This is a genomic window from Streptomyces sp. NPDC005811 (assembly GCF_040630405.1).
Classification (GTDB): Bacteria; Actinomycetota; Actinomycetes; order Streptomycetales; family Streptomycetaceae; genus Streptomyces.
This window is the reverse complement of sequence record NZ_JBEXXK010000012.1, coordinates 168,492-193,523: the sequence shown is the minus strand read 5'-3', so window position 1 is coordinate 193,523 and position 25,032 is coordinate 168,492. Positions and strand designations below refer to the sequence as shown.

Annotated in this window: 19 protein-coding genes; 13 read left to right on the top strand and 6 right to left on the bottom strand. The window is 74.1% G+C overall.

Annotated elements, in window-relative coordinates:
• Positions 1-65 precede the first annotated feature (65 nt).
• The 3 genes from ABZ490_RS15565 to ABZ490_RS15555 all read left to right on the top strand — a co-directional run bounded on the left by ABZ490_RS15565 (position 66) and on the right by ABZ490_RS15555 (position 2,317).
• Positions 66-896, top strand: coding sequence for an AIM24 family protein (locus ABZ490_RS15565; RefSeq protein ID WP_358989493.1), 831 nt, complete (start codon positions 66-68; stop codon positions 894-896).
• 160 nt (positions 897-1,056) lie between these two features.
• Positions 1,057-1,443: a ribonuclease domain-containing protein gene (locus ABZ490_RS15560; RefSeq protein WP_358989491.1), complete on the top strand. Its 387-nt coding sequence runs from the start codon at positions 1,057-1,059 to the stop codon at positions 1,441-1,443.
• A 184-nt stretch (positions 1,444-1,627) separates the two neighbouring features.
• On the top strand, positions 1,628-2,317 hold the full coding sequence (locus tag ABZ490_RS15555) for an SDR family oxidoreductase (protein ID WP_358989489.1): 690 nt from the start codon (positions 1,628-1,630) through the stop codon (positions 2,315-2,317).
• Here the strand turns inward: ABZ490_RS15555 and ABZ490_RS15550 are convergent.
• The 4 genes from ABZ490_RS15550 to lanKC form a co-directional block, all read right to left on the bottom strand.
• Complete coding sequence (locus tag ABZ490_RS15550; protein ID WP_358989487.1) at positions 2,253-4,178, bottom strand: ABC transporter ATP-binding protein; 1,926 nt, start codon at positions 4,176-4,178, stop codon at positions 2,253-2,255. The genes ABZ490_RS15555 and ABZ490_RS15550 overlap by 65 nt on opposite strands.
• A gap of 111 nt (positions 4,179-4,289) precedes the next feature.
• Positions 4,290-5,990: an ABC transporter ATP-binding protein gene (locus tag ABZ490_RS15545; RefSeq protein WP_358989485.1), complete on the bottom strand. Its 1,701-nt coding sequence runs from the start codon at positions 5,988-5,990 to the stop codon at positions 4,290-4,292.
• A 153-nt stretch (positions 5,991-6,143) separates the two neighbouring features.
• Positions 6,144-6,269, bottom strand: coding sequence for a SapB/AmfS family lanthipeptide (locus ABZ490_RS15540; protein ID WP_099054098.1), 126 nt, complete (start codon positions 6,267-6,269; stop codon positions 6,144-6,146).
• Positions 6,270-6,369: 100 nt separating this feature from the next.
• Positions 6,370-8,928, bottom strand: coding sequence for a class III lanthionine synthetase LanKC (lanKC, locus tag ABZ490_RS15535; protein ID WP_358989483.1), 2,559 nt, complete (start codon positions 8,926-8,928; stop codon positions 6,370-6,372).
• 539 nt (positions 8,929-9,467) lie between these two features.
• On the opposite strand from lanKC, the gene ABZ490_RS15530 reads away from it, so the two are divergent.
• On the top strand, positions 9,468-10,286 hold the full coding sequence (locus ABZ490_RS15530; RefSeq protein ID WP_358989481.1) for an MHYT domain-containing protein: 819 nt from the start codon (positions 9,468-9,470) through the stop codon (positions 10,284-10,286).
• Between the two features lie 27 nt (positions 10,287-10,313).
• On the opposite strand, the gene ABZ490_RS15525 is transcribed toward ABZ490_RS15530, so the two are convergent.
• Positions 10,314-10,514, bottom strand: coding sequence for a hypothetical protein (locus ABZ490_RS15525; protein ID WP_358989479.1), 201 nt, complete (start codon positions 10,512-10,514; stop codon positions 10,314-10,316).
• Between the two features lie 188 nt (positions 10,515-10,702).
• Between ABZ490_RS15525 and ABZ490_RS15520 the strand changes: the two genes are divergently transcribed.
• From ABZ490_RS15520 to ABZ490_RS15510, 3 genes are read left to right on the top strand one after another with little or no spacing between them, the layout of a single operon-like run.
• Positions 10,703-12,058, top strand: coding sequence for a histidine kinase (locus ABZ490_RS15520; RefSeq protein ID WP_358989569.1), 1,356 nt, complete (start codon positions 10,703-10,705; stop codon positions 12,056-12,058).
• A gap of 4 nt (positions 12,059-12,062) precedes the next feature.
• The gene (locus ABZ490_RS15515; protein ID WP_358989478.1) at positions 12,063-12,737 is read left to right on the top strand and encodes a response regulator transcription factor; all 675 of its coding nucleotides are present in this window, start codon (positions 12,063-12,065) and stop codon (positions 12,735-12,737) included.
• 59 nt (positions 12,738-12,796) lie between these two features.
• On the top strand, positions 12,797-13,981 hold the full coding sequence (locus tag ABZ490_RS15510; RefSeq protein WP_358989476.1) for a cytochrome P450: 1,185 nt from the start codon (positions 12,797-12,799) through the stop codon (positions 13,979-13,981).
• 40 nt (positions 13,982-14,021) lie between these two features.
• Here ABZ490_RS15510 and ABZ490_RS15505 read toward each other — a convergent pair whose 3' ends face one another.
• A complete protein-coding gene (locus ABZ490_RS15505; RefSeq protein WP_358989474.1) occupies positions 14,022-15,026 on the bottom strand; it encodes a Gfo/Idh/MocA family oxidoreductase in 1,005 nt (334 codons plus the stop codon).
• A 129-nt stretch (positions 15,027-15,155) separates the two neighbouring features.
• Between ABZ490_RS15505 and ABZ490_RS15500 the strand changes: the two genes are divergently transcribed.
• From ABZ490_RS15500 to pcaC, 6 genes are all read left to right on the top strand, one after another.
• Positions 15,156-15,893, top strand: coding sequence for a GntR family transcriptional regulator (locus ABZ490_RS15500; RefSeq protein ID WP_358989568.1), 738 nt, complete (start codon positions 15,156-15,158; stop codon positions 15,891-15,893).
• Between the two features lie 145 nt (positions 15,894-16,038).
• On the top strand, positions 16,039-17,187 hold the full coding sequence (locus ABZ490_RS15495; RefSeq protein ID WP_067246325.1) for an ROK family glucokinase: 1,149 nt from the start codon (positions 16,039-16,041) through the stop codon (positions 17,185-17,187).
• 142 nt (positions 17,188-17,329) lie between these two features.
• Entirely contained in the window at positions 17,330-17,923 is a 594-nt protein-coding gene (locus tag ABZ490_RS15490; protein ID WP_358989471.1) for a sugar kinase, read from the top strand.
• Positions 17,924-18,005: 82 nt separating this feature from the next.
• Positions 18,006-20,885 (top strand): DEAD/DEAH box helicase, encoded by a 2,880-nt coding sequence (locus ABZ490_RS15485; RefSeq protein WP_358989469.1) that lies wholly within the window; start codon positions 18,006-18,008, stop codon positions 20,883-20,885.
• Positions 20,886-21,676: 791 nt separating this feature from the next.
• Entirely contained in the window at positions 21,677-23,536 is a 1,860-nt protein-coding gene (locus tag ABZ490_RS15480) for an SWIM zinc finger family protein (protein ID WP_358989467.1), read from the top strand.
• Between the two features lie 135 nt (positions 23,537-23,671).
• Positions 23,672-24,997: a 4-carboxymuconolactone decarboxylase gene (gene pcaC / locus ABZ490_RS15475; protein WP_358989465.1), complete on the top strand. Its 1,326-nt coding sequence runs from the start codon at positions 23,672-23,674 to the stop codon at positions 24,995-24,997.
• The last annotated feature ends 35 nt before the right edge of the window (positions 24,998-25,032 follow it).

Below are 25,032 nucleotides of genomic sequence, written 5' to 3'. Positions count from 1 at the left end.
GACGCCGACCTCAGCTCACACCCACCGAGCGGAACTCTTCCCTCCGCCTCCCGCGTTCTTCTCCCGTGACCCTTCAGCAAGAAATCGTCGGCAACGCCATGCAGATGGCGGTCGTCAACCTCGCCCCCGGCCAGACCGTGTACTGCGAAGCCGGAAAGTTCCTGTTCAAGACCACGAACGTGACCATGGAGACCCGTCTGGGCGGCCCCTCCGGCAGCGGCGGCGGGCACCCCCAGACCGGCAGCGGCAGCGGCAGTGGCGGCGGCATGGGCGGCATGCTCCGCCAGGCCATGGGCACCGCCATGCAGGTCGGCCAGCGCGCCCTCGCGGGTGAGTCGCTGGCGTTCCAGTACTTCACCGCCCAGGGCGGCGAGGGCACGGTCGGCTTCGCGGGCGTCCTCCCGGGAGAGATGCGCGCCCTGGAGCTGAACGGCACGCGCGCGTGGTTCGCCGAGAAGGACGCCTTCGTCGCCGCCGAGTCCACCGTCGAGTTCGGCATCGCCTTCCAGGGCGGCCGCACCGGCATGAAGGGCGGCGAGGGCTTCGTCCTGGAGAAGTTCACCGGGTACGGCACGGTGATCATCGCCGGCGCGGGCAACTTCATCGACCTGAACCCCGCCGACTTCGGCGGCCGCATCGAGGTCGACACCGGCTGCGTGGTCGCCTTCGAGGAGGGCATCCAGTACGGCGTCCAGCGCGTCGGCGGTCTCAACCGCCAGGGCCTGATGAACGCCGTCTTCGGTGGCGAGGGCCTCTCTCTGGCCACCCTGGAGGGCAACGGCCGCGTCATTCTCCAGTCCCTCACCATCGAGAGCCTCGCCAACGCCCTGAAGAAGGCCCAGGGCGGCGACAAGCAGGGCCCGACAGGCGGACTGTTCTCGACGAACGCGGGCTGAGCGGCTGAGCCACCCGCGCCCGTCGCCGCCGGGTCCCGGAGCTTCCCCCTGGTCAGGCCCCGCCCGCGAAGTTAATTCGCGGAAAACTCATGGGACGTGACGGGAAATTCTCCGGAGTTGTCATTGACATGCCATGGTCTACGCGCGTCATCATGAAGCCATGAGATTCCCCCCACGTATCACCCGCATAGGCGCCACGGCCGCCGTGCTGTCCGCCCTCCTGGTGGGCGGCGCCGTCACCGCCACGCCCGCGTCCGCCGCGGTCGGCAGCATCTGCTACGGCGATCTGCCGTCCCAGGCGTACGACACGCTCGAACTGATCGAGCAGGGCGGTCCGTTCCCGTACTCGCAGGACGGCAGCGTCTTCCAGAACCGCGAAGGCGTCCTGCCGAGCCGGTCCACCGGCTACTACCACGAGTACACCGTGAAGACCCCCGGGTCCTCCACGCGCGGCGCACGCCGCATCGTCACGGGTCGGCAGTACGAGGAGGACTACTACACCTCCGACCACTACGCGACCTTCGACCTGGTCGACTACGACTGCTGAGTCCCCCCACGGACCAGCCAGAGGAACGGCGTGTCCCTCCGCCCCGCGGCCATCCCCCACGCACCACGGCCGCGGGGCGAGGCATGTCCGCGCCCGCCGTCCGCTCCCGCGCTCCCGAACTCGCCCTCCCGAACTCGCCCTCCCCACAGGGGGAAAGAACGCCATATTGGGTAAGTATCAGGTTATGGGAGTGTTTCTGATCACAGGTGCCGGTTCCGGCATCGGCGCGGCCCTGGCCGCCCATTTCGCCGAGCGCGGCCACGAGTTGTGGCTGCTGGCCCGGGACGAGACGCGGGCCAGAACGCTGCGGGCACGGTTCCCCCGGAGCCGGACCCTGGCGGCGGACCTGGCCGAGCCGGGTGCGCTGCGCGCCCGGCTGGAGACGCAGGCGCTGCCCCCGCGGCTGGACTCGCTGCTGCACGTGGCCGGTGTGGCCGAGTCGGGGCGGGTCGGCGAGGCCGGCGCGGACGTCTGGGAGCGCACGCTCGCGGTCAACCTCGTCGCCCCGGCGGAGCTCACCCGCCTGCTGCTGCCCGCGCTGCGGGCGGCCCGCGGGCAGGTCGTCTTCATGAACTCGGGAGCGGGCGTGCACGCGCCCCCGCGGCTCGGCGCCTACGCGGCGTCCAAGTTCGGTCTGAAGGCACTGGCCGAGTCCCTGAGAGCGGAGGAGTACGAGCACGGCGTCCGGGTCACCACCGTCTACCCGGGCGAGACCGACACCCCGATGCAGGTCCGGCTGCACCAGGAGTTCGGGCTGCCCTACCAACCGGAAGCCCATATGAGCCCGGCCTCCGTGGCCGCCGCCGTCGTCACGGCGCTCGGTCTGCCGAAGGACGCGACGATGAGCGATCTGATGCTGCGTCCGGGCTGCTGAGCCCGTTCCCGCCCGCGCCGGGCCCGTCCTCGACGGGCCCGGCCGTACCGGTGTTCCAGATGCCCACCAGGTCCGCGTAGAACGGGACTTCGGCCAGCAGCGCGTCATGCGTGCCGACCCAGGCCCGCCGCCCGTCCAGGAGGAGCACCTTGTCCGCGCGGCGGGCGAGGGCCAGCCGGTGCGCGAGGGTGACGACCGTGCCGGGCCGACGCCGGAACGCCTCCTCCACCCGCCGTTCCGCCTCGGCGTCCAGATGCCGCGTCGCCTCGTCGAGCACGACGAGCGCGGCGGGGGAGAGATGGACCCGCGCCAGCGCGACGAGCTGCCGCTCGCCCGAGGACAGCCCGGCCGGGTCCAGCTCGCCGTCGAGCCCGCCCAGCCGCCGGACGACCCGGCCCAGACCGAGTTCCTCCACGGTGCGGGCGACGGTCTCGTCCGGTGCGCCGGGGGCGAGTTGGGTGAGGTTCTCGCGCAACGTCCCCGCGAAGACATAGGGGTTCTGCGGCAGCAGCGCCCGGGCCCGGCTCAGATCGGCCCGGGTGACCCGGTCGAGGGGCACGCCCCCCAGGGTGACCCGCCCGCGGTCGGGCGGGAGGATCCCGGTGAGCAGGTCGGCGGTCGTGGACTTCCCCACGCCGGAGGGCCCGACCACGGCCAGGTGGTCGCCGTGGGCGAGGAGGAGGTCGAGGCCGTCGACCACCGGATCGGCGTCCGGGCCGTAGGCGAAGGTGACGTCCGACAGCACGACCGATCCGTCGGCCGGCCGGAGCGCGGGGTCGGGGTCCTCGGGCAGCCCGGGGTGGCGCGCGGCCCCGGCGAGCCGCTCCGCCGCCACCGACAGCCGCAGCCAGGAGGCGCCCACCCCCTGCACCAGCAGCCGGACGGCGGGTTCGAGCGTGGACAGGACATAGCTGAGCACCCCCACGACATCGCCGGGTGTCATCCCGCGGTCCACCAGGCCCGGCGCGGCCAGCACCACCAGCAGCAGCGGGCTGTGCGCGCCCAGCGCCACGATCACCCGGCGCACCGCCGCCACGGTCGCCAGCTTCCGGGAGGCGCGCAACTGGGCCCGCACCGCGTCCAGCACCTCCTGCTCCGCCCGCTCGTGGGTGCCGGTCGCGACGATGTCGCGCAGCGCCCCGACCGTGGCGACGGTCTCCCGCGCGAGCGCCTCCTCGGCCTGGAACGCCTCATGCTGGCGCCGGACGGTCGCCGGCGCCAGGACGGCGAACACGCCCAGCGCCACCACCAGCGGCACGGCCACGAGCGGTACGGCGGCCGGGGCGATGAAGGCGGTGCCCACGACGACGGCCCCGACCGTCAGCACGAACTGCCAGACGAGCATGAGCTGTCCGGCGAGCGCGTCACGGACCGCCTCCACCTGCCGGGTGAGCTGGGCCACCGCGACGGCGTCGACACCGTCCCGCCGGGCGCCGCGCCCCACCGCACGGCGCAGCGTGCCGGTGACGACCTCGCCGAGCAGACGGTCCCGCAGCGGCTCGACGATCTCGGCCAGCCAGGGGTAGGTCTGCCGGCTCGCCCAGGCCCCGCCCAGGGTGCACAGGGCGAACACCGCCAGGCCCAGGGCCGCCGTCCGGGGGCGGTGCGCCAGGAAGCCCTCGTCGACGGCGAGGGCCAGGGCCTTGCCGGAGACGAGGGCGGGCGCCGCCGAGACCAGCGTCCACCAGGCCAGCCGGAGCGCCGCGGCCCGGCTGTGGGCGAGGGTGCCGCGCACCAGGTGCAGCGCCGCGGCGCTGGTGGTGAGCGGCGCCGTGACCGTTGTACGAGAGCCCGGGTCCCCGTCGGGGCCCGGGTGCGGGTGAGGGTGCGGGCGGGGGGCGTCGGCGGTGCCGTCGGCCATGCGTGCCTGTCCTTTCGTCCGTGGTCCGCTCGTCCGTGGTCCGCTCGTCCGTGGTCCGCTCGTCCGTGGTCCGCGTCCGGTCGTCCGCGGTCCGCGTCGGCCGTACGGTCCTCAGTCCCCGGAGCCACCGGCCGGCCCGTCGGAGTCCCCCGTGCCGGTGAAGATGCGGCGGTAGGCCGGCGTCCGCCACAGCTCGTGGTGGGGGGCGACGGCCCGGATGCGCCCCCCGTCCAGCCAGGCCACCGCGTCCGCCCGGGCCGCCGTGGACGTGCGGTGGGTCACGATCAGCCGGGTGCGGTCCCCGTGGGAGGCGTCCACGGCGTGCAGCACCGCGGCCTCGGTGGCGGTGTCGAGGCTGGAGGTGGCGTCGTCGAGGACGAGCAGCCGGCCGTCGCGGGCCAGGGCGCGCGCGAGCCCCACCCGCTGCCGTTGTCCCCCGGACAGGGGCGCGTCGGCGAGCGGGGTGTCGTAACCGGCGGGCAGCCGGCGCACGAAGGTGTCCGCCTGCGCCGCGCACGCGGCCCGGCGGGCGTCGGCGGCGCGGACCGGTTCCGCGGCGGCCGTGAGGGCGTCGAGGACGGTGACCCCGGTCAGCACGGGGTCGCCGAAGGCATAGGAGACGGCGCTCCGCAGGTCCGCCGGACGGATCTCGTCCAGCGGTACGCCGTCCAGCAGCACCAGGCCCCCGTCCGGGACCAGCAGCCCGCCGGCCACCGCGGCCAGCGTGGAGCGGCCCGACCCCGAACTCCCCACCAGCGCGGTGCAGGTGCCCGCCGGGAGGACCAGCTCCAGCCGGTCCAGGACGGCCCGTCCGGACCGCCGTACGGTCACCTCACGGATCTCCACCCGCCCGGGACCCGGCGGCAGCGCGCGCAGCCCCACCGGCCCCCGGGGGGTGTCGAGCACCTCGGACACCCGGGCCTGTCCCGCCCGGGCGCGGGCGAGGTCCAGCAGGCTCTGCGCCGTGCCGAAACCGCCGAGCCCCAGCGCGGTGTAGCCGAGCGCGGCGATCAACTCGCCCGTGCTGAGCGCCCCGGTGGAGAGTTCGTGTCCCGCGACGGCGAGCACGGTGATCTGGGTCGCCGGGGCGAGCAGACCGGTGGACCAGGCGACCCGGCGTTGGCTGTCCCACAACGCGCGTCCGTGCCGGGAGAGTTCGGCCACCGGCCGCAGCACGCGCTCGATCTCCTGCTCGACGGTTCCGGCGGCGGCGATGGTGCGGCTGCCCGCGAGGGCGTCCAGCAGCCGGGCGGCCACGGCGGCCTGCGCGCTCTGGTAGCCCGTGCCGCGCCGTACGGTGCGCCGCAGCTGCCGGCGCAGCAGCAGCCAGCCGGCCGGGGCGGTCACCAGGAAGGCCGCGGCCAGTTCGGGGGCGAGCAGGGCGAGGGCCACCACGGCACCGGTGGCCATGGCGAGTTGGGCGACCGCGTAGACGATCGCCTGGCCGGCCAGCCCCGCCTCCGCGGTGCCGGCGGTGAGCCGGGCCACCAGGTCGCCGGTCGCCGTCTGCCGCGGGGGGTGGGGGCCGCCGGCCATGATGTGCCGTACCAGGGCGGTGCGCAGCCGGGCCGTCGTCTCGGCGGTGGCGCGCGGTCCCGCGTACTGCGCGACGGCCTCCGCCACCGTGAGCAGTCCGACGACCGCGGCCAGCGGGACGACCCCGGCGCCGCCGCCACCGGACAGGGCCCGGTCCACGGCCCGGGACACGGCGGCGGGCAGGAGCAGCGCGGCCAGCGAGCCGGCCGCCACGGACAGCGCGAGCGCGGTGGGCCACCACAGTCGGAGTACGGTGGTGGTGAGGCCGTGCCGCATACGGGGCTCCTGCGGGAGAGGGACGGACGGTCCGAACGGGTGGCACATGAGCGCCGGCCCGGGCTCTAGCTCAGCCCGGGCCGGCTCTGTTCATCCGGCCTTCCGGTCACCCGGCCGTCCGGTGGTGGGGCGCACCGGCCCCGGGGGTGCCGACTACAGGCACAGCAGGGTGCTGACGGTGCTGTTGGTGCAGTTCACCGCGGAGAGGGAGCTGAGCACCGACATGTACTCGGTGGTCTCTTCGGGGGTCTCCAGGGCCTGCAGGCTGAGGATGGACATGGTGTACTCCTGTCACTTCGGTTGGTGCTTCTGCTTCCCGGCGGTCGCCGGAAACTCTGGGCTGCGAACGGTGGTTCGCAGAGGGGGACACCGCGGGGTGTCAGGCCGTGCGCTGCCAGAAGGGCAGCGCCGGGGTGTCGGCGAGGGCCGATCCGAGGGCGAGCAGGACGCCGGCGGATCCGGTGGCCAGGTCCATCGACAGCCGCAGGAGCTGCTCGCCGGGGAAGGCCACGTGTCCCTGATAGGGGATCAGGTGCCAGACCAACCGCCGGATGTGACGCCGGATCACCCGGTCGTGCACCCCGCTGTCGTCCTGGAGCAGGCACAGCAGCCAGACCAGTCCCGCCCGCCCGTTGAACAGCCCGGGCTGGACGATGAACTCGGGCTCGGCCGCGCCGCGGATGCGGTCCAGGCTCTGCCGCAGTGCCGGATCCGGGCGGTGGCGCAGATAGGAGTGGAGGACGGCGGCGATACCCGCGCTGCCCGACTCCAGGTAGGGCAGGACCCTGCTGCCGTCGTCGACCTGGAGGGTGCCGTCCTCACCGAGGACACAGCGGTCCAGGTCCCGGCCGAGCGCCCCTTCCGCGAGGTCGAGCAGCTCGCGGTCGCCGGTGCTGTCGTACAGGCGCAGGAAGAGCAGGGCGGCTCCGGTGCTGCCGTGCATCAGCCCGCTGCGGGCGGCGGTCGGTGGGCCGCCCTCGCCGGAGGGTTCCCGCAGGCGGTCGGCGAGGCGTCCGGCGGTGTCCACCGCGGCGGCGTGCAGGGAGGCGTCGCCGGTGGTCCCGGCGAAGTGCAGCAGGGTGAGTCCGATGCCGGGCAGTCCGCCGGCGAGATCGCTGCCCTGGCCGTCCGGCGGGTCCTTCAGCAGCCGGTCGAGGAGGTTGTGCGCCTGCCGGGTGTGGCCGAGACGGTCGAGGGCCAGGGCGACACCGTGCGAGCCGGTGTAGAGACCGGGGCGGCAGGGTTCGCGGGTGACGGCGTCCAGGAGCCACTGGACGTGGTCGGGGGCGACGGGAGCGCCGGTGCAGTGCAGGGCCCACAGCACGCCCGAGGCGCCGTACGCGAGTCCGAGGCCGTCGTGGGTGAACTGGTTCGGGTCGCCCGGGAAGAGCCGGTCGGTGCGGTCCGGGGTGGCGCTGGCGGTGATCGCCGCAGCCATCGAGTCGCGCAGGGCGGGCCAGGAGGCGCGGTCGCCGCTGAAGAGGGCGGTGAGCGCGTCGCGCCCCGGTGGGCCAGAGGGGGAGGAGGAGGGGCCCGCGGAGGGCGGTGGGGCCTGGGCGGGGGCGGGCAGTCCGAAGCGGTCCGCCGCGGCGCCGGCCAACTGGGCCCGTTTGCCCGGATCCAGCGACGTCAGCTGCATCAGCGGCATGAAGATCCACAGTCGCAGGGCGTCGAGGGCGTGCCGGTCGATCGCGAATCCGTGCAGGTCGGCGGGGGCCGCGAAGCCGGCGGCGCCGAGTCCGGGTCTGACGAACGCGTCGACGGGGGAGGCGAGTTCGAAGTCGATGAAGCAGACCCGTCCGTCGGGACGGACGATCAGGTTGCGCGGATGGAGGTCCCCGAAGACGACCCCGCGGTCGTGGATGGCGCGCAGGCCTTCCTCGATGCCCTCCAGGACCTGGAGCGCCTCCGCTCTGTAGCGGTCGACGTCCGTCTGGTCGGGATCGGGATGGACCAGGGGGTAGCGTCGCGCGAACCACCGGTTCAGCGGCTCGCCCTCCACGAACTCCTGGACCAGGAAGTGGTGTTCCCAGGCGGTGAAGTAGTCGAGGGCGGCGGGTACGGCGGACACCCCGTCCAGCCGGTGGAGGATGTCCCGCTCCTTGCCGAGCCGGAGCACGGCGTCGTCCCCGCGCTGGTCGAGCCCGGCGTGCGGGCGGGCCTCCTTGAGGACCACCTCCTCGCCCCCGCCGGCGGGCCGGGCGATGTAGATGCCTCCGCCGTTGGAGAAGTGCAGGGCCCGTTCCACGGAGTAGCGGAACTCGGCCGTGCTCGCTCTGGCCCGGTCGGCCAGCGCCTGCGCCAGGATGGCCGGCACGGGAGCCCAGTCGGGCACCTCGAACACCGCGCGCCGCACGTCCGGCCGCAGCCGGCCCGAGGGTTCCCGCAGCGCCAGGACGAGCTCGCCGGTCTCCGAGCGGCAGAACTGCTCGGTGAACCCGCCGTAGCGCAGATACAGCGGCCCTTCGCGCCAGCGCAGATCGCTCAGGATGTACGGCCCCTGCTGTCCCGCGAGGGCCGCGTCGAGGTCGTGGAGACATCGCTCCAGCGTCGGTTCGTCGACCGGGTACAGCGTCATGAACTTGCCGCTCGAACCCCGGGAGGCGTACTTCGCGTTCTGGGTCTGCACCAGCGCGGGGCTGCGCAGGAACTTGAACGCCACGCGGTTCTCGAAGCAGTAGGCGGCGACCACCGACAGGATGTGCTCCGCGTTGCCCATGCACGCGGAGACATGGATCTTCCAGCCCTGGTCGGGGAGTTCGACGTCCGCGAGCTGCCGCCCCACCCACACGTCCCGCGCGTTGCCGGCCCAGCCGGCCGGTAACGGCGCGCCGACGGCGTCGAACTCCTCCACCGTCGCCCAGCGGACAGGCGAGTCGTAGAACACCGGATCGGCATACGAAAACGCCTCGTAGCGCATGTCCATAAGGCCCCCCATCGCAGTGATTCGACATTCCCGGACGGATGCAGTCGCAACGCCGGACCGTTTCACCCCCCGAGGGGAGTGTTACTGTGGCCGGTTTGCGTCCACGAAGTGAAGGTAACGTAAGGCCGGCTTGCGCAGGCAGGGCGCATTCAGCGCTCTCGCCGAGCGCGCGAAGCCCACCCCTCCCCGGAAAAGCGCGACCAATTGCACCCGCTTATCAGTTCGACCTTGCGGTGCGTGAATAAATCCAGATATCCGGGTTTCCAGAAATACGGTCGGCCGGGCGAAGGCGGGCGTGCATCCCTACGGTATGTCCGGAATGAGCGATTTGGGCGGTGTTTCGGGTGACAGGCGCTGAAGTATCGATTCGGCGAACGGATGCGCAACGTGGAGGAAGTGTGTGCTTTGTGTGATTGAATCATGCACAACTCGGCCAGGTGGCTTGATCTGATCGACCGGATCCCCCGTGTCCTGCATCCCCTATCAGGCACTGCCGGGCGCCCGGGTCAGGGCCACCGGCCGAGCCGAAACGCACGTGAAGGGAACCCTCGATGACCGCGACCGTCTCCAACTTCTACTACGGCGCGGTGACTCCGGTTTCCGCGTATCTGATGGCCTGTCTGGGCGCGGCCCTGGGGCTGCGGTGCACGACGAGGTCGCTGCGCCGCCCGCACCGCCGGGCCGCCTGGCTGGCGCTGGGTGCCGTCGCCATCGGCTGCGGCATCTGGACCATGCACTTCATCGCCATGATCGGATTCAGCGTCCAGGGCGCCCTGGTCGGCTACGACACGACGAAGACGCTCCTCAGCCTCGCCGTCGCGATCGTCGTCGTCGCCCTCGGCGTGTTCCTGGTCGGCTACCGGGGCGGCTCCCCGGCGAACCTGGCCGTGGCGGGCACCGTCACCGGTCTCGGCGTCGCGGCCATGCACTACCTCGGCATGGGCGCCATCCACACCAACGGCACCCTGCACTACGACACCGTGACGGTGGGCCTGTCCGTGGCGATCGCCATCGCGGCCGCCACCGCGGCCCTGTGGGCGGCGGTCTCCATCCACAAGCTCTGGTCCAGCCTGGGCGCGGCCCTGGTCATGGGCGTGGCCGTGACGGGCATGCACTACACCGGCATGGCCGCGGTCTCCGTCCACCTCACCGGCACCTCCGCCGTCGCCCAGTCCTCCACCAGCCTCCTGTCGTTCCTCCTGGTCATGCTCGCCGGCCCGCTCGCGGTGCTGCTGATCGCCGCGGTCATCGTCATGTTCGACCCCGACATGATGCTCGGCAACGACGACTGGGAGCAGCCGGCGCCCGCCGACCGGTACCCGGCCGGCGACTACTCCGCCCAGCCGTCGCAGCAGTACGGCTCCTGGTAGGCGTACGGAGCCGGTCCGCGCGGCCGGTCAGTCCGGCCCCCGGCTCTCCGCCATCGCGAACAACGCCACCGCCAGCACCACCAGCGCCCCGCTCACGTACACCTCGTACCCGTCCAGAAAGCCGACCCGCTGCACGAGTCCCACCCGCCAGTGGGTGAACTCGTGCACCAGGCCCAGGACTCCCTGCACCAGGGCGAGGAAACCGAGCACCTCCAGGAACTCCTTCATGGCGGCGAGCCTCGCCGGGCGGGGCCGTCGCGCGCATCGGCCGTCGGGCGGGGCGGCCGAGACGGAAGGCGCGCCGTGGCCGGGCGGGGCGGGCCGAAAGTAGACGGGGGCGCGACCTTCGTCGAAGCCCGCGCCGACCGGGAGGTGCCGGTGCCCTCCACTGCGTAGATTTGTCGGCCATGAGGGGCATGAGGGGACAGAGCGGCGCGGTACGGGCATCCGACGCGCTCCACACCGCGCCGCGGCTCGTACGCCGCACCTGGCTGCTGCCGTCCGCGCTCGTCGCCGAACTCGATCCGGACGCCGGGCGGTCCGGGCGGCCGCCCCGGCGCACCGCGCGCGACTGGGCCGTGGACTTCACCTGCTTCCTGCTGGCCGTGGTCGTCGGCCTGATCGCCGCCGACACCTTGCGCGGCGAAGAGAACCTGCCGCGCGCCCTCGTCGTCACCGACCAGCTCCTCGGCGTGCTGTCCTGCGCCGCGCTCTGGCTGCGCCGCCGCCGGCCGCTCGGCCTCGCCGTGGCGATGATCCCGGTCGGGTTCCTCTCCGACACCGCGGGCGGCGCCTGCATGGTCGCCCTGTTCACCCTCGCCGTGCACCGCCCCTTCCGGTACGTGGCGTTCGTCGGCGGCGCCAGCCTGGCACTGGTCCCGCTGTTCTTCTGGCTGCGCCCCGACCCCGACCTGGCCTACCCGGCGGCCGTGGTGTTCACGGTCAGCCTCGCCGTCGCGGTCATCGGCTGGGGCATGTTCGTCCGGTCCAAGCGGCAGCTCATGCTGAGCCTGCGCGACCGGGCCCGGCGCGCCGAGACGGAGGCGCGGCTGCGGGCCGAGCAGGCGCAGCGGCTGGCGCGTGAGGCCATCGCGCGCGAGATGCACGACGTGCTCGCCCACCGGCTGACCCTGCTCAGCGTGCACGCCGGTGCGCTGGAGTTCCGCCCGGACGCGCCCCGCGAGGAGATCGCGCGGGCCGCCGGTGTCATCCGGGAGAGCGCCCACGAGGCCCTCCAGGACCTGCGCGAGATCATCGGCGTCCTGCGGGCCGGTGAACCCGACGACGCCGGGCGCCCCCAGCCGACGCTGGCCGCCCTGGACGCGCTGGTCGCCGAGTCCCGGGAGGCGGGCCTGAAGGTGACGCTCGACCAGCGCGTCACCGACTCCGGTGCCGTGCCCGCCTCCGTCGGCCGCACCGCCTACCGCATCGCCCAGGAGGCCCTCACCAACGCCCGCAAGCACGCCCCGGGAGCGGAGACCGAGGTCACCGTCGCGGGCGGCCCGGGCGAGGGCCTCACCGTGCTCGTGCGCAACGGCGTCCCCGACGGCGACGTCCCGCCCGTCCCCGGTTCCGGCCAGGGCCTGATCGGGCTGACCGAACGCGCGACCCTGGCCGGGGGGCGGCTGGCGCACGGGCCCCTGGAGGACGGCGGGTTCGAGGTGCGCGGCTGGCTGCCGTGGCCGTGGCAGGGGCAGGGGCAGGGGCAGGGGCAGGGGCAGGGGCAGGAGCCGGGGCCGGGGCCGGCCTCCTCGGGAACCGTGGTGTCGTAGGGCCATGACTGCGATCCGACTCCTCCTCGTCGACGACGACCCCCTGGTGCGCGCCGGACTGTCCCTCATGCTGGGCGGCGCCGACGACATCGAGATCGTCGGCGAGGCCGCCGACGGCGCGGAGGCCGAGACGCTCGTGGACCGCGTCCGGCCCGATGTCGTCCTGATGGACATCCGGATGCCCGCCGTGGACGGCCTGACCGCCACCGAACGGCTGCGCCGCCGCCCGGACGCCCCCCAGATCGTGGTCCTCACCACCTTCCACGCCGACGAGCAGGTGCTGCGCGCCCTGCGCGCGGGTGCCGCCGGTTTCGTCCTCAAGGACACCCCGCCCGCGGACATCCTGGACGCCGTGCGCCGGGTCGCGGGCGGCGACCCCGTGCTGTCGCCCGCCGTCACCCGGCAGCTGATGGACCACGCGGCCGGCTCCGCGGCCGACACCCGGCGCTCCCGCGCGCGGGAGCGGCTCACCGCCCTCGCCGAGCGCGAGCGGGAGGTCGCCGTCGCGGTCGGCCGGGGCCTGTCCAACGCCGAGATCGCCGCCGCGCTCTTCATGAGCGTCGCCACCGTCAAGGCCCACGTGTCCCGCATCCTGGCCCGGCTCGGCCTCAACAACCGGGTGCAGATCGCCCTCCTGGCGTACGACGCGGGCCTCCTGGACGGCGAGGACGGGCACTAGCCGAGGCCCCCGCGCGTTGCACGGGTGGCGTGGTGACGGGCGATGAGGAGGGGGATCCCATGGCGACGGTGATCGACCTGGGGGAGTACGGCGACGCGTTCCGCCGGGACCCGCACCCGGTGTACGCGCGCCTGCGCGAGGGCGGCCCGGTGCACCGGGTGCGGCTGCCCGCGCCCGACGCCCACCACGAGACCTGGCTCGTCGTGGGGCACGAGGAGGCGCGTGCCGCGTTCGCCGACCCCCGGCTGTCCAAGGACGGCAGCCGCGTCGGCGTCACCTTCCTCGACGAACAGCTCATCGGCCCGTACCTGCTGACCGCCGACCCGCCGCGGCACACCCGGCTGCGCGCGCTGGTCTCCCGCGCCTTCACCCCGCGCCGGGTCGAGGAACTGCGGCCGAGGATCCAGCGCATCACCGACGACCTGCTCGACGCGATGCTTCCGCGCGGCCGCGCCGATCTCGTGGAGTCCCTCGCCCACCCGCTGCCCCTCACCGTCATCTGCGAGCTGCTCGGCGTCCCCGAGCCGGACCGCGCCGGCTTCCGCGCGCTGACCACCGAGGCCGTCGCGCCCACCAGCGCCGAGAGCGAGCACGACGCGTTCGTCCGGCTCGCCGACCACCTCACCGAGCTGATCGAGGACAAGCGCTGCTCGGGTCCGGGCGGAGACCTGCTGAGCGACCTGATCCGCACCACGGCCGAGGACGGCGACCGGCTCTCGCCCGCCGAGCTGCGCGGCATGGCCTTCGTCCTGCTCATCGCCGGGCACGAGACGACGGTCAACCTCATCACCAACGCCGTCCACGCCCTGCTGACCCATCCGGGCCAACTCGCCGCCCTGCGCGCCGACACGACCCTGCTCGACGGCGCGGTCGAGGAGGCCCTGCGCTACGAGGGCCCGGTGGAGAACGCCACGTTCCGCTTCGCGGCCGAGCCGCTGGAGATCGCCGGCACGCCCATCGCCGCCGGTGACGCCGTGATGATCGGCCTCACGGCCGCCGACCGGGACGCGGAGCGCTACCCCGACCCCGACCGGTTCGACATCCGCCGCGACACCCGCGGCCACCTCGCCTTCGGCCATGGCGTGCACTACTGCCTGGGCGCCCCGCTGGCCCGTCTGGAAGCCCGTACCGCCCTGCGCTCCCTCCTCGACCGCGCCCCCGCCCTGGCCCTCGACGGCCCCCCGGGCGACTGGCTCCCGGGCCCCTTGATGCGCGGCATGCGCAGTCTGCCGGTGAGCTGGTGAAGCGAGGGGCGGCCGGAGCGAGGGGAGGGGTGGGGGCGGCTCACGCTCCCGGGATCTCCGCCAGGGACACCGGCCGGCGCTCCCGGCGCGAGACGTCACAGGCCTCCGCGATCCGGAAGGCCCGCAACGCCTCCCGCCCGTCGCAGGGATTGGCGCGCCCGCCCCGCAGCACCTCCACGAACGCGATGAGCTCCGCCTCGTACGCGGGCCCGAAGCGCTCCAGGAAGCCGCCCCAGGGCTTGTCCGCGGCCGGGGGACCGGTGGGTTCGGTGGAGGCGATCGGCGTACGGTCGTCCAGCCCGACCACGATCTGGTCGAGCTCCCCGGCCAGCTCCATGCGGACGTCGTAGCCGGCGCCGTTCAGCCGGGTCGCGGTGGCGGTGGCGAGGGTGCCGTCGTCGAGGGTGAGGACCGCCGCGGCCGTGTCGACGTCTCCCGCCGCCCGGAACATCGCGGGACCGGCGTCGGACCCGGCGGCGTACACCTCGCGCACCTCGCGCCCGGTCACCCAGCGCAGACAGTCGAAGTCGTGGATCAGGGCGTCCCGGTAGATCCCGCCGGAGAGCGGCAGCCACGCGGCGGGCGGCGGCGACTGGTCGGAGGTCAGCGCCCGCACGGTGTGCAGCCGCCCGAGCCGACCGGACCGCACGGCCTCCCGGGCCCCCGCGTAGCCCGGGTCGAAGCGGCGCTGGAACCCCATCTGGAGCACCGTTCCCGCGGCCTCGACCTCGCCGATCGCCTGTAAGGTCCCCGCCAGGTCCAGCGCGATGGGCTTCTCGCAGAACACCGGAAGCCCGGAGCGTGCTGCCCGACCGATCAGTTCGGCGTGCGCCGAGGTGGCCGTGGTGATCACGACCGCGTCCACGCCCCAGCGGAAGATCTCGTCCACCCCGGGGGCGGCCGTCTCGCCCAGCCGCAGCGCGAGCTCCTGCGCCCGCGCGGGGTCCGCGTCCGTCAGGATCAGGGATCCGACCTCGCGGTGACGGCTGAGTGTGTTCGCATGAATCGTGCCGATGCGGCCCGTCCCGATGACCCCGATGCGCATGAAAACAAAGTGACCTCGCAGGCCACGCGATGTCAATCCGTATGTCCGGACAACCGAACTACACAACTTCCCGTCAACAGCGCTCGGGGCTACGCTCGGCGGGTGCCGAAACCAGAAGTGGACCCGACCGTGCAGCTCGAACTCCGCGTGGACCGAAGCTCTCCGGTGCCGTTGTACTTCCAGCTGTCCCAGCAGCTGGAGGCCGCGATCGAGCACGGATCGCTCACCCCCGGCAGCCTCCTGGGCAACGAGATCGAGCTCGCCGCGCGCCTCGGCCTGTCCCGCCCGACCGTGCGCCAGGCGATCCAGTCGCTCGTCGACAAGGGCCTGCTGGTGCGCCGCCGGGGCGTCGGCACCCAGGTCGTGCACAGCCAGGTCAAGCGTCCCCTGGAGCTGAGCAGCCTCTACGACGACCTGGAGGCGGCCGGCCAGCGTCCCGCCACGTCCGTCCTGGTCAACACCGTCGTGTCCGCCTCCGCCGAGGTCGCCGCCGCGCTCGCGGTCGCCGAGGGCAGCGAGGTGCACCGGGTGGAGCGGCTGCGGCTCGCGCACGGGGAGCCGATGGCGTACCTCTGCAACCACATCCCGGGCGGACTGCTCGACCTGGACACCGGCCAGCTGGAGGCCACCGGCCTCTACCGTCTGATGCGGGCCGCAGGGATCACCCTGCACAGCGCCCGCCAGTCCATCGGCGCCCGCGCCGCCACCCCCGCCGAGGCCGAACGCCTCACCGAGGAGCCCGGCGCTCCCCTCCTCACCATGCAGCGCACCACCTTCGACGACACCGGCCGCGCGGTCGAATTCGGCGACCACATCTACCGCCCGAGCCGCTATTCCTTCGAGTTCCAGCTGCTCGTACGGTCGTGACCCGAAGGGGCGCGGGGTTGTATCGATGTGCGGCTCCGCGCGTGGGCGCGACCAGCCACATCGCACCCGCACCCCGCGACGCACAGCAGCCCCCCCTTCCGCCCGGCTCGGCACTCCCCCGGAGGGTGAGGCAGAATCGGCGACGATGAGCACCTACGGCAACTTCAGCGCCCCCATCGGCTCCAGGCGTGCCCCCGCACTGCGGACAGTGGGCACCAGAGAGCGCCGCTCACACCTGACGGCGCCCCGCGTGCCGACGGTGGGCATCGACATCGGCGGCACCAAGGTGATGGCGGGCGTCGTCGACGCCGACGGCAACATCCTGGAGAAGGTCCGCACCGAGACCCCGGACAAGTCGAAGAGCCCCAAGGTCGTCGAGGACACCATCGTCGAACTGGTCCTGGACCTCTCCGACCGGCACGACGTGCACGCCGTGGGCATCGGCGCGGCCGGCTGGGTCGACGCCGACCGCAACCGGGTCCTGTTCGCCCCCCACCTGTCCTGGCGCAACGAGCCGCTGCGCGACCGCCTCTCCGGCCGTCTCTCGGTGCCCGTCCTCGTCGACAACGACGCCAACACCGCCGCCTGGGCGGAGTGGCGCTTCGGCGCGGGCCGCGGCGAGGACCACCTGGTCATGATCACGCTGGGCACCGGCATCGGCGGTGCGATCCTGGAGGACGGCCAGGTCAAGCGGGGCAAGTACGGCGTCGCGGGTGAGTTCGGGCATATGCAGGTGGTGCCCGGCGGCCACCGCTGCCCGTGCGGCAACCGCGGCTGCTGGGAGCAGTACAGCTCCGGGAACGCCCTGGTCAGGGAGGCCAAGGAGCTCGCCGCCGCCGACTCCCCGGTGGCGTACGGGATCATCGAGCACGTCAAGGGTCAGATCGGCGACATCAGCGGCCCGATGATCACGGAGCTGGCCCGCGAGGGCGACGCGATGTGCATCGAGCTGCTCCAGGACATCGGCCAGTGGCTCGGCGTCGGCATCGCCAACCTGGCCGCCGCGCTCGACCCGTCCTGCTTCGTGATCGGCGGCGGTGTGTCGGCCGCCGACGAGCTGCTCATCGGCCCCGCGCGCGACGCCTTCAAGCGCCAGCTCACCGGGCGCGGCTACCGTCCCGAGGCCCGGATCGTCCGCGCCCAGCTCGGCCCGGAGGCCGGTATGGTCGGCGCCGCGGACCTCGCGCGCCTGGTCGCCCGCCGCTTCCGGCGCGCCAAGCGGCGGCGCGTCGAGCGCTACGAACGCTTCGAACGGTTCACGGACGCCGCCCGCCGCACCCGGGACACCGCATGATCCAGGCACCACCCCGCACGACCCCCGCGGCCGACCCCGGCCGCGGGACCCGTACCACCCGTACCGCTCGCGACATCCGTACCGTTCGTCACACCCGTACCGCCTGTACCGCCTGTACCGCCCGCACCACCAGGGACACCGCATGACCGCCTCGCTGCCCCGCCAGGCGGCGCCCCCCGACGAGCCGCCCCGGCCGCCGGAGGACCGCCGCCATGTGATCCGGCGCAGGGCGCTCACCCTGCTGATCATCGTGCTGCTCATCGGCGTCCCGGCCGGGTACCTGGTGATCTCCGCCAACCAGAGCCGTGACAGCGGCAAGGACAAGGAGGCGAAGTACTCGGCGACCGGCCTGACCGCCGGCTGGCCCTCCAAGGTCCAGCGCCGCCTCTACCAGGTGCCGGTCCCGCACCCGTCCAACCAGGTCGCCTACTACGAGACGAACAACTGGAAGACCAGCCGGCTCTACGTGCAGTTCCAGACCACGCACGCCGGCCTCGACCAGTTCCTCCGCCAGATCGGCGCCGACCGGACCGACCTCGAGCAGGGCGAGATCGCCATCAGCGCCCGCGACCAGGGCATCACGGGCTGGCGGTTCAAGGGACCGGGCGCCCGCACGGGCCTGTTCTACGGCATGGTCGTCGAGAAGAAGAACCCCACGCCCACCCTGGACGTCGTCGTGAACTACGGCAATCCCGTCTACCCCTTCGTGTACGTCGTCTCGCGCACGGTCCCCTAGAACCGCTCGCCGGGACCGATTGTCAGACCCCGCCCGTAGAGTCGAAGACGAGTGATCCGGGATGCGGGCGGGAGGTGGACAAGTGCGTACGGGCTTCAGGTCCCCGGCGGAGGAGGCGGGCGTCCCGGTGCGCCTCGCCGCCGTCTTCCTGCCCGCCCCGCTCCCGCGCGAGGGCCGGATGGTCTTCTGGGACCCCACGGCGCCCCCGGGCGGCCGGGATGGCCGGGATGGCCCGGGCGGCCCGGGCGACGAGAGAGCGGTCGAGACGGCCGAGAGGACCGAGCTGACCGTCGTCCGCCCGCACGGCGCAGGCGTCCGCCGTAAGCAGGTCCCCGCCCTGACGCTGCCCCTGGACCGGGCGCTCCCGCTGCTGGTGCACGCCCGCCGCGACCCCGCCGCCCACCCCGCCACCGCCTGCTGGGGCGCGGCCGCGCTGCACGCGCTGCGGCTCACCGCCCGGGGCCGGCTGCTCCCCGGACTGACCCCCTCCGGCCATGACGCCTGGCGGGCCGGCCCCCTCGATCCGCAGGACATCGCGCATCTGCGCGCGATCGCCGCCGCCCTGCCCCACGAGGGGCACGCCGTCCCCCTGCCCGGCCCCGGCCCGCTCCGGCTGCCGCAGCCGGAAGCGCTGCTGCGCGCCTTCCTGGACGCCGTCGCCGACTCCCTGCCCCGCACCCCGGCCGCGCCGCACGCCGCCGGGAAACCCTTCGCCGACCGCCGCCCCCAGCGGCTGCCCGGCGCGCACGACTGGGCGGCGGAGGTCGCCGCCGGCATGGACGCGGGCGTGCGCGTCTCGCTCCGCCTCGACCTGTCCGCGTACGACATGTTCGACGCGTCCGACGACGGCGGCCGGGGGCGCGCCGCCGGTGCCGCGATCGTCCAGGTGCACAGCCTCGCCGACCCCACCCTGATGACCGACGCGGCAGCCCTGTGGGCGGGCGAGGCGGACCCGGCCTTCGGACCCCGCGCGCGCGTGGACGCCGCCCTCGCCGTGCGGCGCGCCGCGCGGGTGTGGCCGCCGCTGGCCCGGCTCGCCGAACAGGACACGCCGGACGTCCTGGCCCTGTCCGAGGACGAGCTGGGCGATCTGCTCGGCGTGGCGGCCACCCGGCTCGCGGCGGCCGGAGTGGCCGTGCACTGGCCGCGTGACCTGGCGCAGGACCTCAGTGCCACGGCGGTGGTCCGGCCCGCGCCGGGCTCGGCGACCGACGGCACCGGCTTCTTCGACAGCGAGGAACTGCTCCAGTTCCGCTGGCAGCTGGCGCTCGGCGGCGATCCGCTCAGCGAGGCCGAGATGGACGCGCTGGCGGAGGCACACCGCCCGGTGGTGCGGCTGCGCGACCAGTGGGTGCTGGTCGACCCGGCCCTGGTCCGCAAGGCCCGCAGGCGCGAACTGGGCCTGCTGGACCCGGTGGACGCCCTGTCCGCCGCCCTCACCGGCACCGCCGAGGTCGACGGCGAGAGCGTGGAGGCGGTGCCCGTGGGCGCCCTCGCGGCCCTGCGCGACCGCCTCACGGCCGGGGTGCGTCCGGCGGACCCGCCCCCGGGTCTGCACGCCACCCTGCGCGACTACCAGCTCCGCGGCCTGGCCTGGCTGGATCTCATGACCTCCCTCGGCCTCGGCGGCTGCCTCGCCGACGACATGGGCCTCGGCAAGACCATCACCGTCATCGCCCTCCACCTCCGGCGCGCCCGCACCGAACCGACCCTCGTGGTCTGCCCGGCCTCCCTCCTGGGCAACTGGCAGCGCGAGATCACCCGCTTCGCCCCCGGCGTCCCCGTCCGCCGCTTCCACGGCCCCGATCGCTCCCTGGCCGACCTGACCGGCGGTTTCGTCCTCACCACGTACGGCACCATGCGCTCCACCGCCACGACGCTGGCCGCCCGGCCGTGGGGCATGGTCGTCGCGGACGAGGCACAGCACGTGAAGAACCCCTACTCGGCGACGGCGAAGGCGCTGCGCACGATCCCGTCCCCCGCGCGCGTGGCCCTCACCGGCACCCCCGTCGAGAACAACCTCTCCGAGCTGTGGGCCCTGCTGGACTGGACGACGCCCGGCCTCCTCGGCCCCCTGAAGTCCTTCCGCGCCCGGCACGCGCGCGCGGTGGAGAACGGCGAGGACGCGCAGGCGGTGGAACGCCTGGCCCGTCTCGTCCGCCCCTTCCTCCTGCGCCGCAAGAAGTCCGATCCCGGGATCGTCCCCGAGCTGCCGCCCAAGACCGAGACCGACCGTCCCGTGCCGCTCACCCGTGAACAGGCCTCCCTGTACGAGGCGGTGGTGCGCGAGTCGTTGCTCGCCATCGAGACCGCGCAGGGGATCGCCCGCCGGGGTCTGGTGCTGAAGCTGCTGGGCGCGCTGAAGCAGATCTGCGACCACCCCGCGCTGTACCTGAAGGAGGAGGCCACTCCCGTCGGTGAACGGCTGGCCGCCCGCTCCGGCAAGCTCGCCCTCCTCGACGAACTGCTGGACACCGTCCTCGCCGAGGACGGCTCGGTGCTGGTCTTCACCCAGTACGTCGGCATGGCCCGGCTGATCACCGCCCACCTCGCCGACCGGGCGATCCCGGTGGAACTGCTCCACGGCGGCACCCCGGTCCCGGAACGCGAGCGCATGGTGGACCGCTTCCAGGCCGGCACCACTCCCGTCCTCGTCCTCTCCCTCAAGGCCGCGGGCACCGGCCTGAACCTCACCCGCGCGGGCCATGTCGTGCACTTCGACCGCTGGTGGAACCCCGCGGTGGAGGAACAGGCCACCGACCGCGCGTACCGCATCGGCCAGACCCAGCCCGTCCAGGTGCACCGCCTCATCACCGAGGGCACGGTCGAGGACCGTATCGCCGAGATGCTCGCGTCGAAGCGAGCCCTGGCCGACGCCGTCCTGGGCTCCGGCGAGGCCGCCCTCACCGAACTGACCCACAGTGAACTGACCGACCTGGTGCGGCTGCGGAGGGAGGCGTGATGAGCGAGCGGGAGGAGCCGGTGGAGACGTCCGGGGCGGGCGACACGGCAGCCGAGCGGCCGGCCGACGCGGCACGGCGCGCCCTGCGGGCGGCACGGGAGCGGGGCCGGCGCGAGCCACCGGCGCCGAGCACCGCGGGCCGGCCGCCGGAGGCGCCCGGCCCGGGGGAGCCCCCGCCCGGCCGCGACGACCTGGTGCGCCCCGCGGGGAAGAAGCCCGCACGGGAGCCCGCCCCCACCGAAGCCGACCCACACCCGACAGCTCCCGCCCCGGCCGACGGCCCCTTCCCGGACGGGGGTCCTTTCCCGGACGGGGGTCCTTTCTCAAGCGGCGATGCCTTTTCGGACGGCGGTCCCTTCCAGGGCGGTGGCCAAGGCCCGGTCACGGACTCCGCCGTGGGTGGCTCCGCCTCGGTTGCGGACTCTGTTGTGAGCGGCTCCGGCCCGGCTATGGACTCTGTTGTGCGTGGCTCGGCCCCGGTTGCGGATTCTGTGGTGGGCGGCTCCGGCCCGGCTATGGACTCTGTTGTGCGTGGCTCGGCCCCGGTTGCGGACTCTGTGGTGCGCGGCTCCGGCCCAGCCACGGACTCGGTCGCGCGTGGCTCCGCCCCGGTCACGGACTCCGCCGTGCGTGGCTCGGCCCCGCTCACGGAGTCTGTTGTGGGCGGTTCGGGCCCGGCTACGGATTCCGCCGTGCGTGGTCCCGGCCCGGTTGCGGACTCTGTTGTGGCTGGCTCCGGTCCAGCCACGGGCTCTGCCGTGCGTGGCCCCAGCCCGGTTGCGGACTCCGTCGTGGGCGGCACGGACCCCGTCACCGACTCTGTCGTGGGCGGCACGGACCCCGTCACCGACTCCGCCGTGCGCGGCACCGACCCCGCCACCGACTCCGCCGTGCGCGGCACCGACCCGGGAGACCTTGTCGACCCGGGAGACCTTGTCGACCCGGGCGGTGCCCCCGTCGCGAACTCCCCCAGGCCGGGCGGCCGGCCCGGGGACATCGCGCGGGAGGCGTTGCGGGCCGCCCGGGCGCAGGCGCGGCAGAACGCGGCCGACCCGGGGGAGCCGGAGGCCGGGCGGCCCCGGCCGTCCGCCAGGACCAGGGGTGCCGAACGTGCCGGCGTCCCCGGCACCGCCGACCAGGCCCTGCGACGCCCGGGCCGACCGAGGGACCTCGCCGGCGGTGACCGTAAAGCCCGTGAACGCGCCCGGCTCGTACGGGAGTCACTCGCCGACGCCTTCCGGATGCCCCCCGACGACCCGCCCCCGCCCACCGCACCGACCCCCGCCCCGACACGCACCGACGCGCCCCGCCCCGAGCCCCACCCGACTCCACCTCTACCCGCCCCCACCCCTGTATCCCCTCGTTCCATGGCCGCCCCCTCCCGTGACGGGGACCACCGGCGTACGTTTCCCGCCTTCCCGGCCCTCCCGGGGACCGGGGAGGGGGAGGGATCCCCGTTCGCCGAGACCTGGTGGGGGCATGCCTGGGTGGCCGCCCTGGAGGAAGGCGCGCTGGACGTCAAGCGGCTGGCGCGGGGCCGGGGTTATGCCCGGCAGGGGCATGTGGACGCCATCACCGTCACCCCCGGACTCGTCCTCGCGTACGTGCAGGGCAGCCGGCCCCGCCCGTACCGCGTGCAGGTGCGGCTGCGGACGCTCGGGGAGGAGGACTGGGAGCGATTCCTGGCCACCGCGGTGGACCGCCCCGCGGACATCGCCGCCCTGCTCGACAAGGAGATGCCGGAGTCCCTCGCCGACTGCGGGGTGCCGCTGCTCCCCGGCCCCGGCGACCTCGAACCGCAGTGCAGCTGCCCCGACCGCGCCCACCCCTGCAAGCACGCCGCCGCCCTGTGCTACCAGACCGCCCGGCTGCTCGACGCCGACCCCTTCGTCCTGCTCCTGCTGCGCGGCCGGGGCGAACGCGAACTGCTGGACGCGCTGTCCCGCCGTAACGCCACCCGCGCGGCCCGCGCCGCGCAGGAGCAGGAACCGGCCACGCTGCCGGGCGTCCGCGCCACGGAGGTGCTCGCCCCGGGCCCGGCCCGCCGACTGCCGCCGCTGCCCGCCCCCCTGCCCGTCCCGCCGCACCCGGAGCAGCCCCCGGCCTACCCCTCCGCGCCGGACGGCCCCGACTCCTTCGCCCTGGACCAGCTCGCCACCGACGCCGCCGCCCGCGCCCACGCCCTGCTCACCACCGGCCACGACGAGATCGGTGAACTGACCCTGTGGCAGGACGCCGTACGGCTGGCCGCCGCCCGCCCCGGCTCCGGGCTCACCCTCGCCACCCGCGCGCTGTACGCCTCGCTGGCCTCCGCCGCCGGCCGCACCCCGTCCGAACTGGCGCGCGCGGTCGCCGCCTGGCGGCAGGGCGGGCCGGACGGCCTCACCGTCCTGGAGGAGCCCTGGGACCCGCCGGCGGGCCGTTTCGACCGGGCCCGCCCGCTGCTCCTCGCCGCCGACCTCCCCGCCTTCCGCCCCTGGCGCAATCACCTCACCCACCCCGGCGGCCATGTCCAGCTCCGCTTCGGGCGCGACGGCCTGTGGTACCCGTACGAGTCGGAGCCCGGCCACGACGACTGGTGGCCCCGCGGCACCCCCGACCCCGACCCGGTGGGCGCCCTGACCGGCCTGGGCGGCACCGAGGAGCCGTGACGAGGCCCCGAGTGCCCGGCCGTCTGTACGATGCACGCGCACCGTGCTGCCCGACGTTGCCACAAAGCGGGACGTGCCGCACGGGGTTCCGACCCAGGTGCGTGAGAAGCCGTGAGATGTGGGAGCGTGAGTCGGGTGAGTGAGAGTACGTCCAGCACCCTTCAATACCGCTTTGACGGGCCGGAAGACGCCCCGGTCCTGATCCTGGGGCCCTCCCTGGGCACCACCTGGCACATGTGGGACCGTCAGGTCCCCGAACTGGCCCAGCAGTGGCGGATCTTCCGGTACGACCTGCCCGGTCACGGCGGCGCCCCGGCCTACCCGGCCGGCTCCGTGTCCGATCTCGCCGAGCGGCTGCTCGCCACCCTCGACGGGCTCGGTGTGCAGCGCTTCGGCTACGCGGGCTGCGCCTTCGGCGGCGCGGTCGGTGTGGAACTGGCGCTGCGTCACCCCGAGCGGGTCGCCTCGCTCGGGCTGATCGCCGCCTCGCCGAGGTTCGGCACCGCGGACGAGTTCCGCCAGCGCGGGGTGATCGTCCGGACGAACGGGCTCGACCCCATCGCCCGCACCTCGCCCGACCGCTGGTTCACGGCCGGCTTCGCGGCGGCGCAGCCCGCGATCACCGAGTGGGCCGTGCAGATGGTCCGCACGACCGACCCCGGCTGCTACATCGCGGCCTGCGAGGCGCTCGCCGCGTTCGACGTCCGCGCCGAACTCGGTCTGATCGGCGTCCCCACGCTCGTGCTCGTCGGCTCCGACGACCAGGTGACGGGCCCCGCCGAGGCGCGCACCCTGGTCGCCGGCATCCCCGACGCCCGCCTGGCCGTCGTTCCCGGGGCCTCCCATCTGGTCCCGGTGGAGCAGCCCGCGGCCGTCACCGACCTGTTGGTGCGGCACTTCTCCACGGCCTGGCAGCCCGCGTACGAGTCCACGACCGGGCAGACGGCCGTGCCGGGCATCCCCGTCCGCGCGGTGACGACCCAGACGCAGCTCCAGATGTCGGTCCCGCCGCCGCAGCCGGTGGCCATCGCCGAGATCGCGCCCGCCCCGGTCGAGGAGCCGCCGCAGGTCATGGGCCGCCCGGACCCCTACGACGCCGGGCTGAAGGTGCGCCGCGAGGTCCTCGGGGACGCGCACGTGGACCGGGCGCTGTCCCAGGCCGACGACTTCTCGGGGGACTTCCAGGAGTTCATCACCCGCTACGCCTGGGGCGAGATCTGGGACCGTCCCGGACTCGACCGGCGTTCGCGCTCCTGTGTCACGCTCACCGCGCTGGTCGCCGGCGGGCACCTCGACGAACTCGCGTTCCACACCCGGGCCGCCCTGCGCAACGGCCTCACCCCCGACGAGATCAAGGAGGTGCTGCTGATGGCGGCGGTCTACTGCGGGGTACCGGCGGCCAACAGCGCCTTCCGGGTGGCCCAGCAGATCATCCGGGAGGAGACCACCCCGGTCGACTGAGCCGCGCCGCCCGCACCGCGGGAGGACGGACGGGG

Bases quoted from the DNA above. Each gene is read 5' to 3' on its own strand.
- ABZ490_RS15515 (WP_358989478.1), top strand. From the start codon at position 12,063: ATGACTGCGATCCGACTCCTCCTCGTCGACGACGACCCCCTGGTGCGC.
- ABZ490_RS15550 (WP_358989487.1), bottom strand. From the start codon at position 4,178: ATGGCCGACGGCACCGCCGACGCCCCCCGCCCGCACCCTCACCCGCAC.
- ABZ490_RS15555 (WP_358989489.1), top strand. From the start codon at position 1,628: ATGGGAGTGTTTCTGATCACAGGTGCCGGTTCCGGCATCGGCGCGGCC.
- ABZ490_RS15540 (WP_099054098.1), bottom strand. From the start codon at position 6,269: ATGTCCATCCTCAGCCTGCAGGCCCTGGAGACCCCCGAAGAGACCACC.
- ABZ490_RS15495 (WP_067246325.1), top strand. From the start codon at position 16,039: ATGAGCACCTACGGCAACTTCAGCGCCCCCATCGGCTCCAGGCGTGCC.
- lanKC (WP_358989483.1), bottom strand. From the start codon at position 8,928: ATGGGGGGCCTTATGGACATGCGCTACGAGGCGTTTTCGTATGCCGAT.
- ABZ490_RS15490 (WP_358989471.1), top strand. From the start codon at position 17,330: ATGACCGCCTCGCTGCCCCGCCAGGCGGCGCCCCCCGACGAGCCGCCC.
- ABZ490_RS15560 (WP_358989491.1), top strand. From the start codon at position 1,057: ATGAGATTCCCCCCACGTATCACCCGCATAGGCGCCACGGCCGCCGTG.
- ABZ490_RS15520 (WP_358989569.1), top strand. From the start codon at position 10,703: ATGAGGGGACAGAGCGGCGCGGTACGGGCATCCGACGCGCTCCACACC.
- ABZ490_RS15525 (WP_358989479.1), bottom strand. From the start codon at position 10,514: ATGAAGGAGTTCCTGGAGGTGCTCGGTTTCCTCGCCCTGGTGCAGGGA.
- ABZ490_RS15510 (WP_358989476.1), top strand. From the start codon at position 12,797: ATGGCGACGGTGATCGACCTGGGGGAGTACGGCGACGCGTTCCGCCGG.
- ABZ490_RS15530 (WP_358989481.1), top strand. From the start codon at position 9,468: ATGACCGCGACCGTCTCCAACTTCTACTACGGCGCGGTGACTCCGGTT.
- ABZ490_RS15505 (WP_358989474.1), bottom strand. From the start codon at position 15,026: ATGCGCATCGGGGTCATCGGGACGGGCCGCATCGGCACGATTCATGCG.
- ABZ490_RS15545 (WP_358989485.1), bottom strand. From the start codon at position 5,990: ATGCGGCACGGCCTCACCACCACCGTACTCCGACTGTGGTGGCCCACC.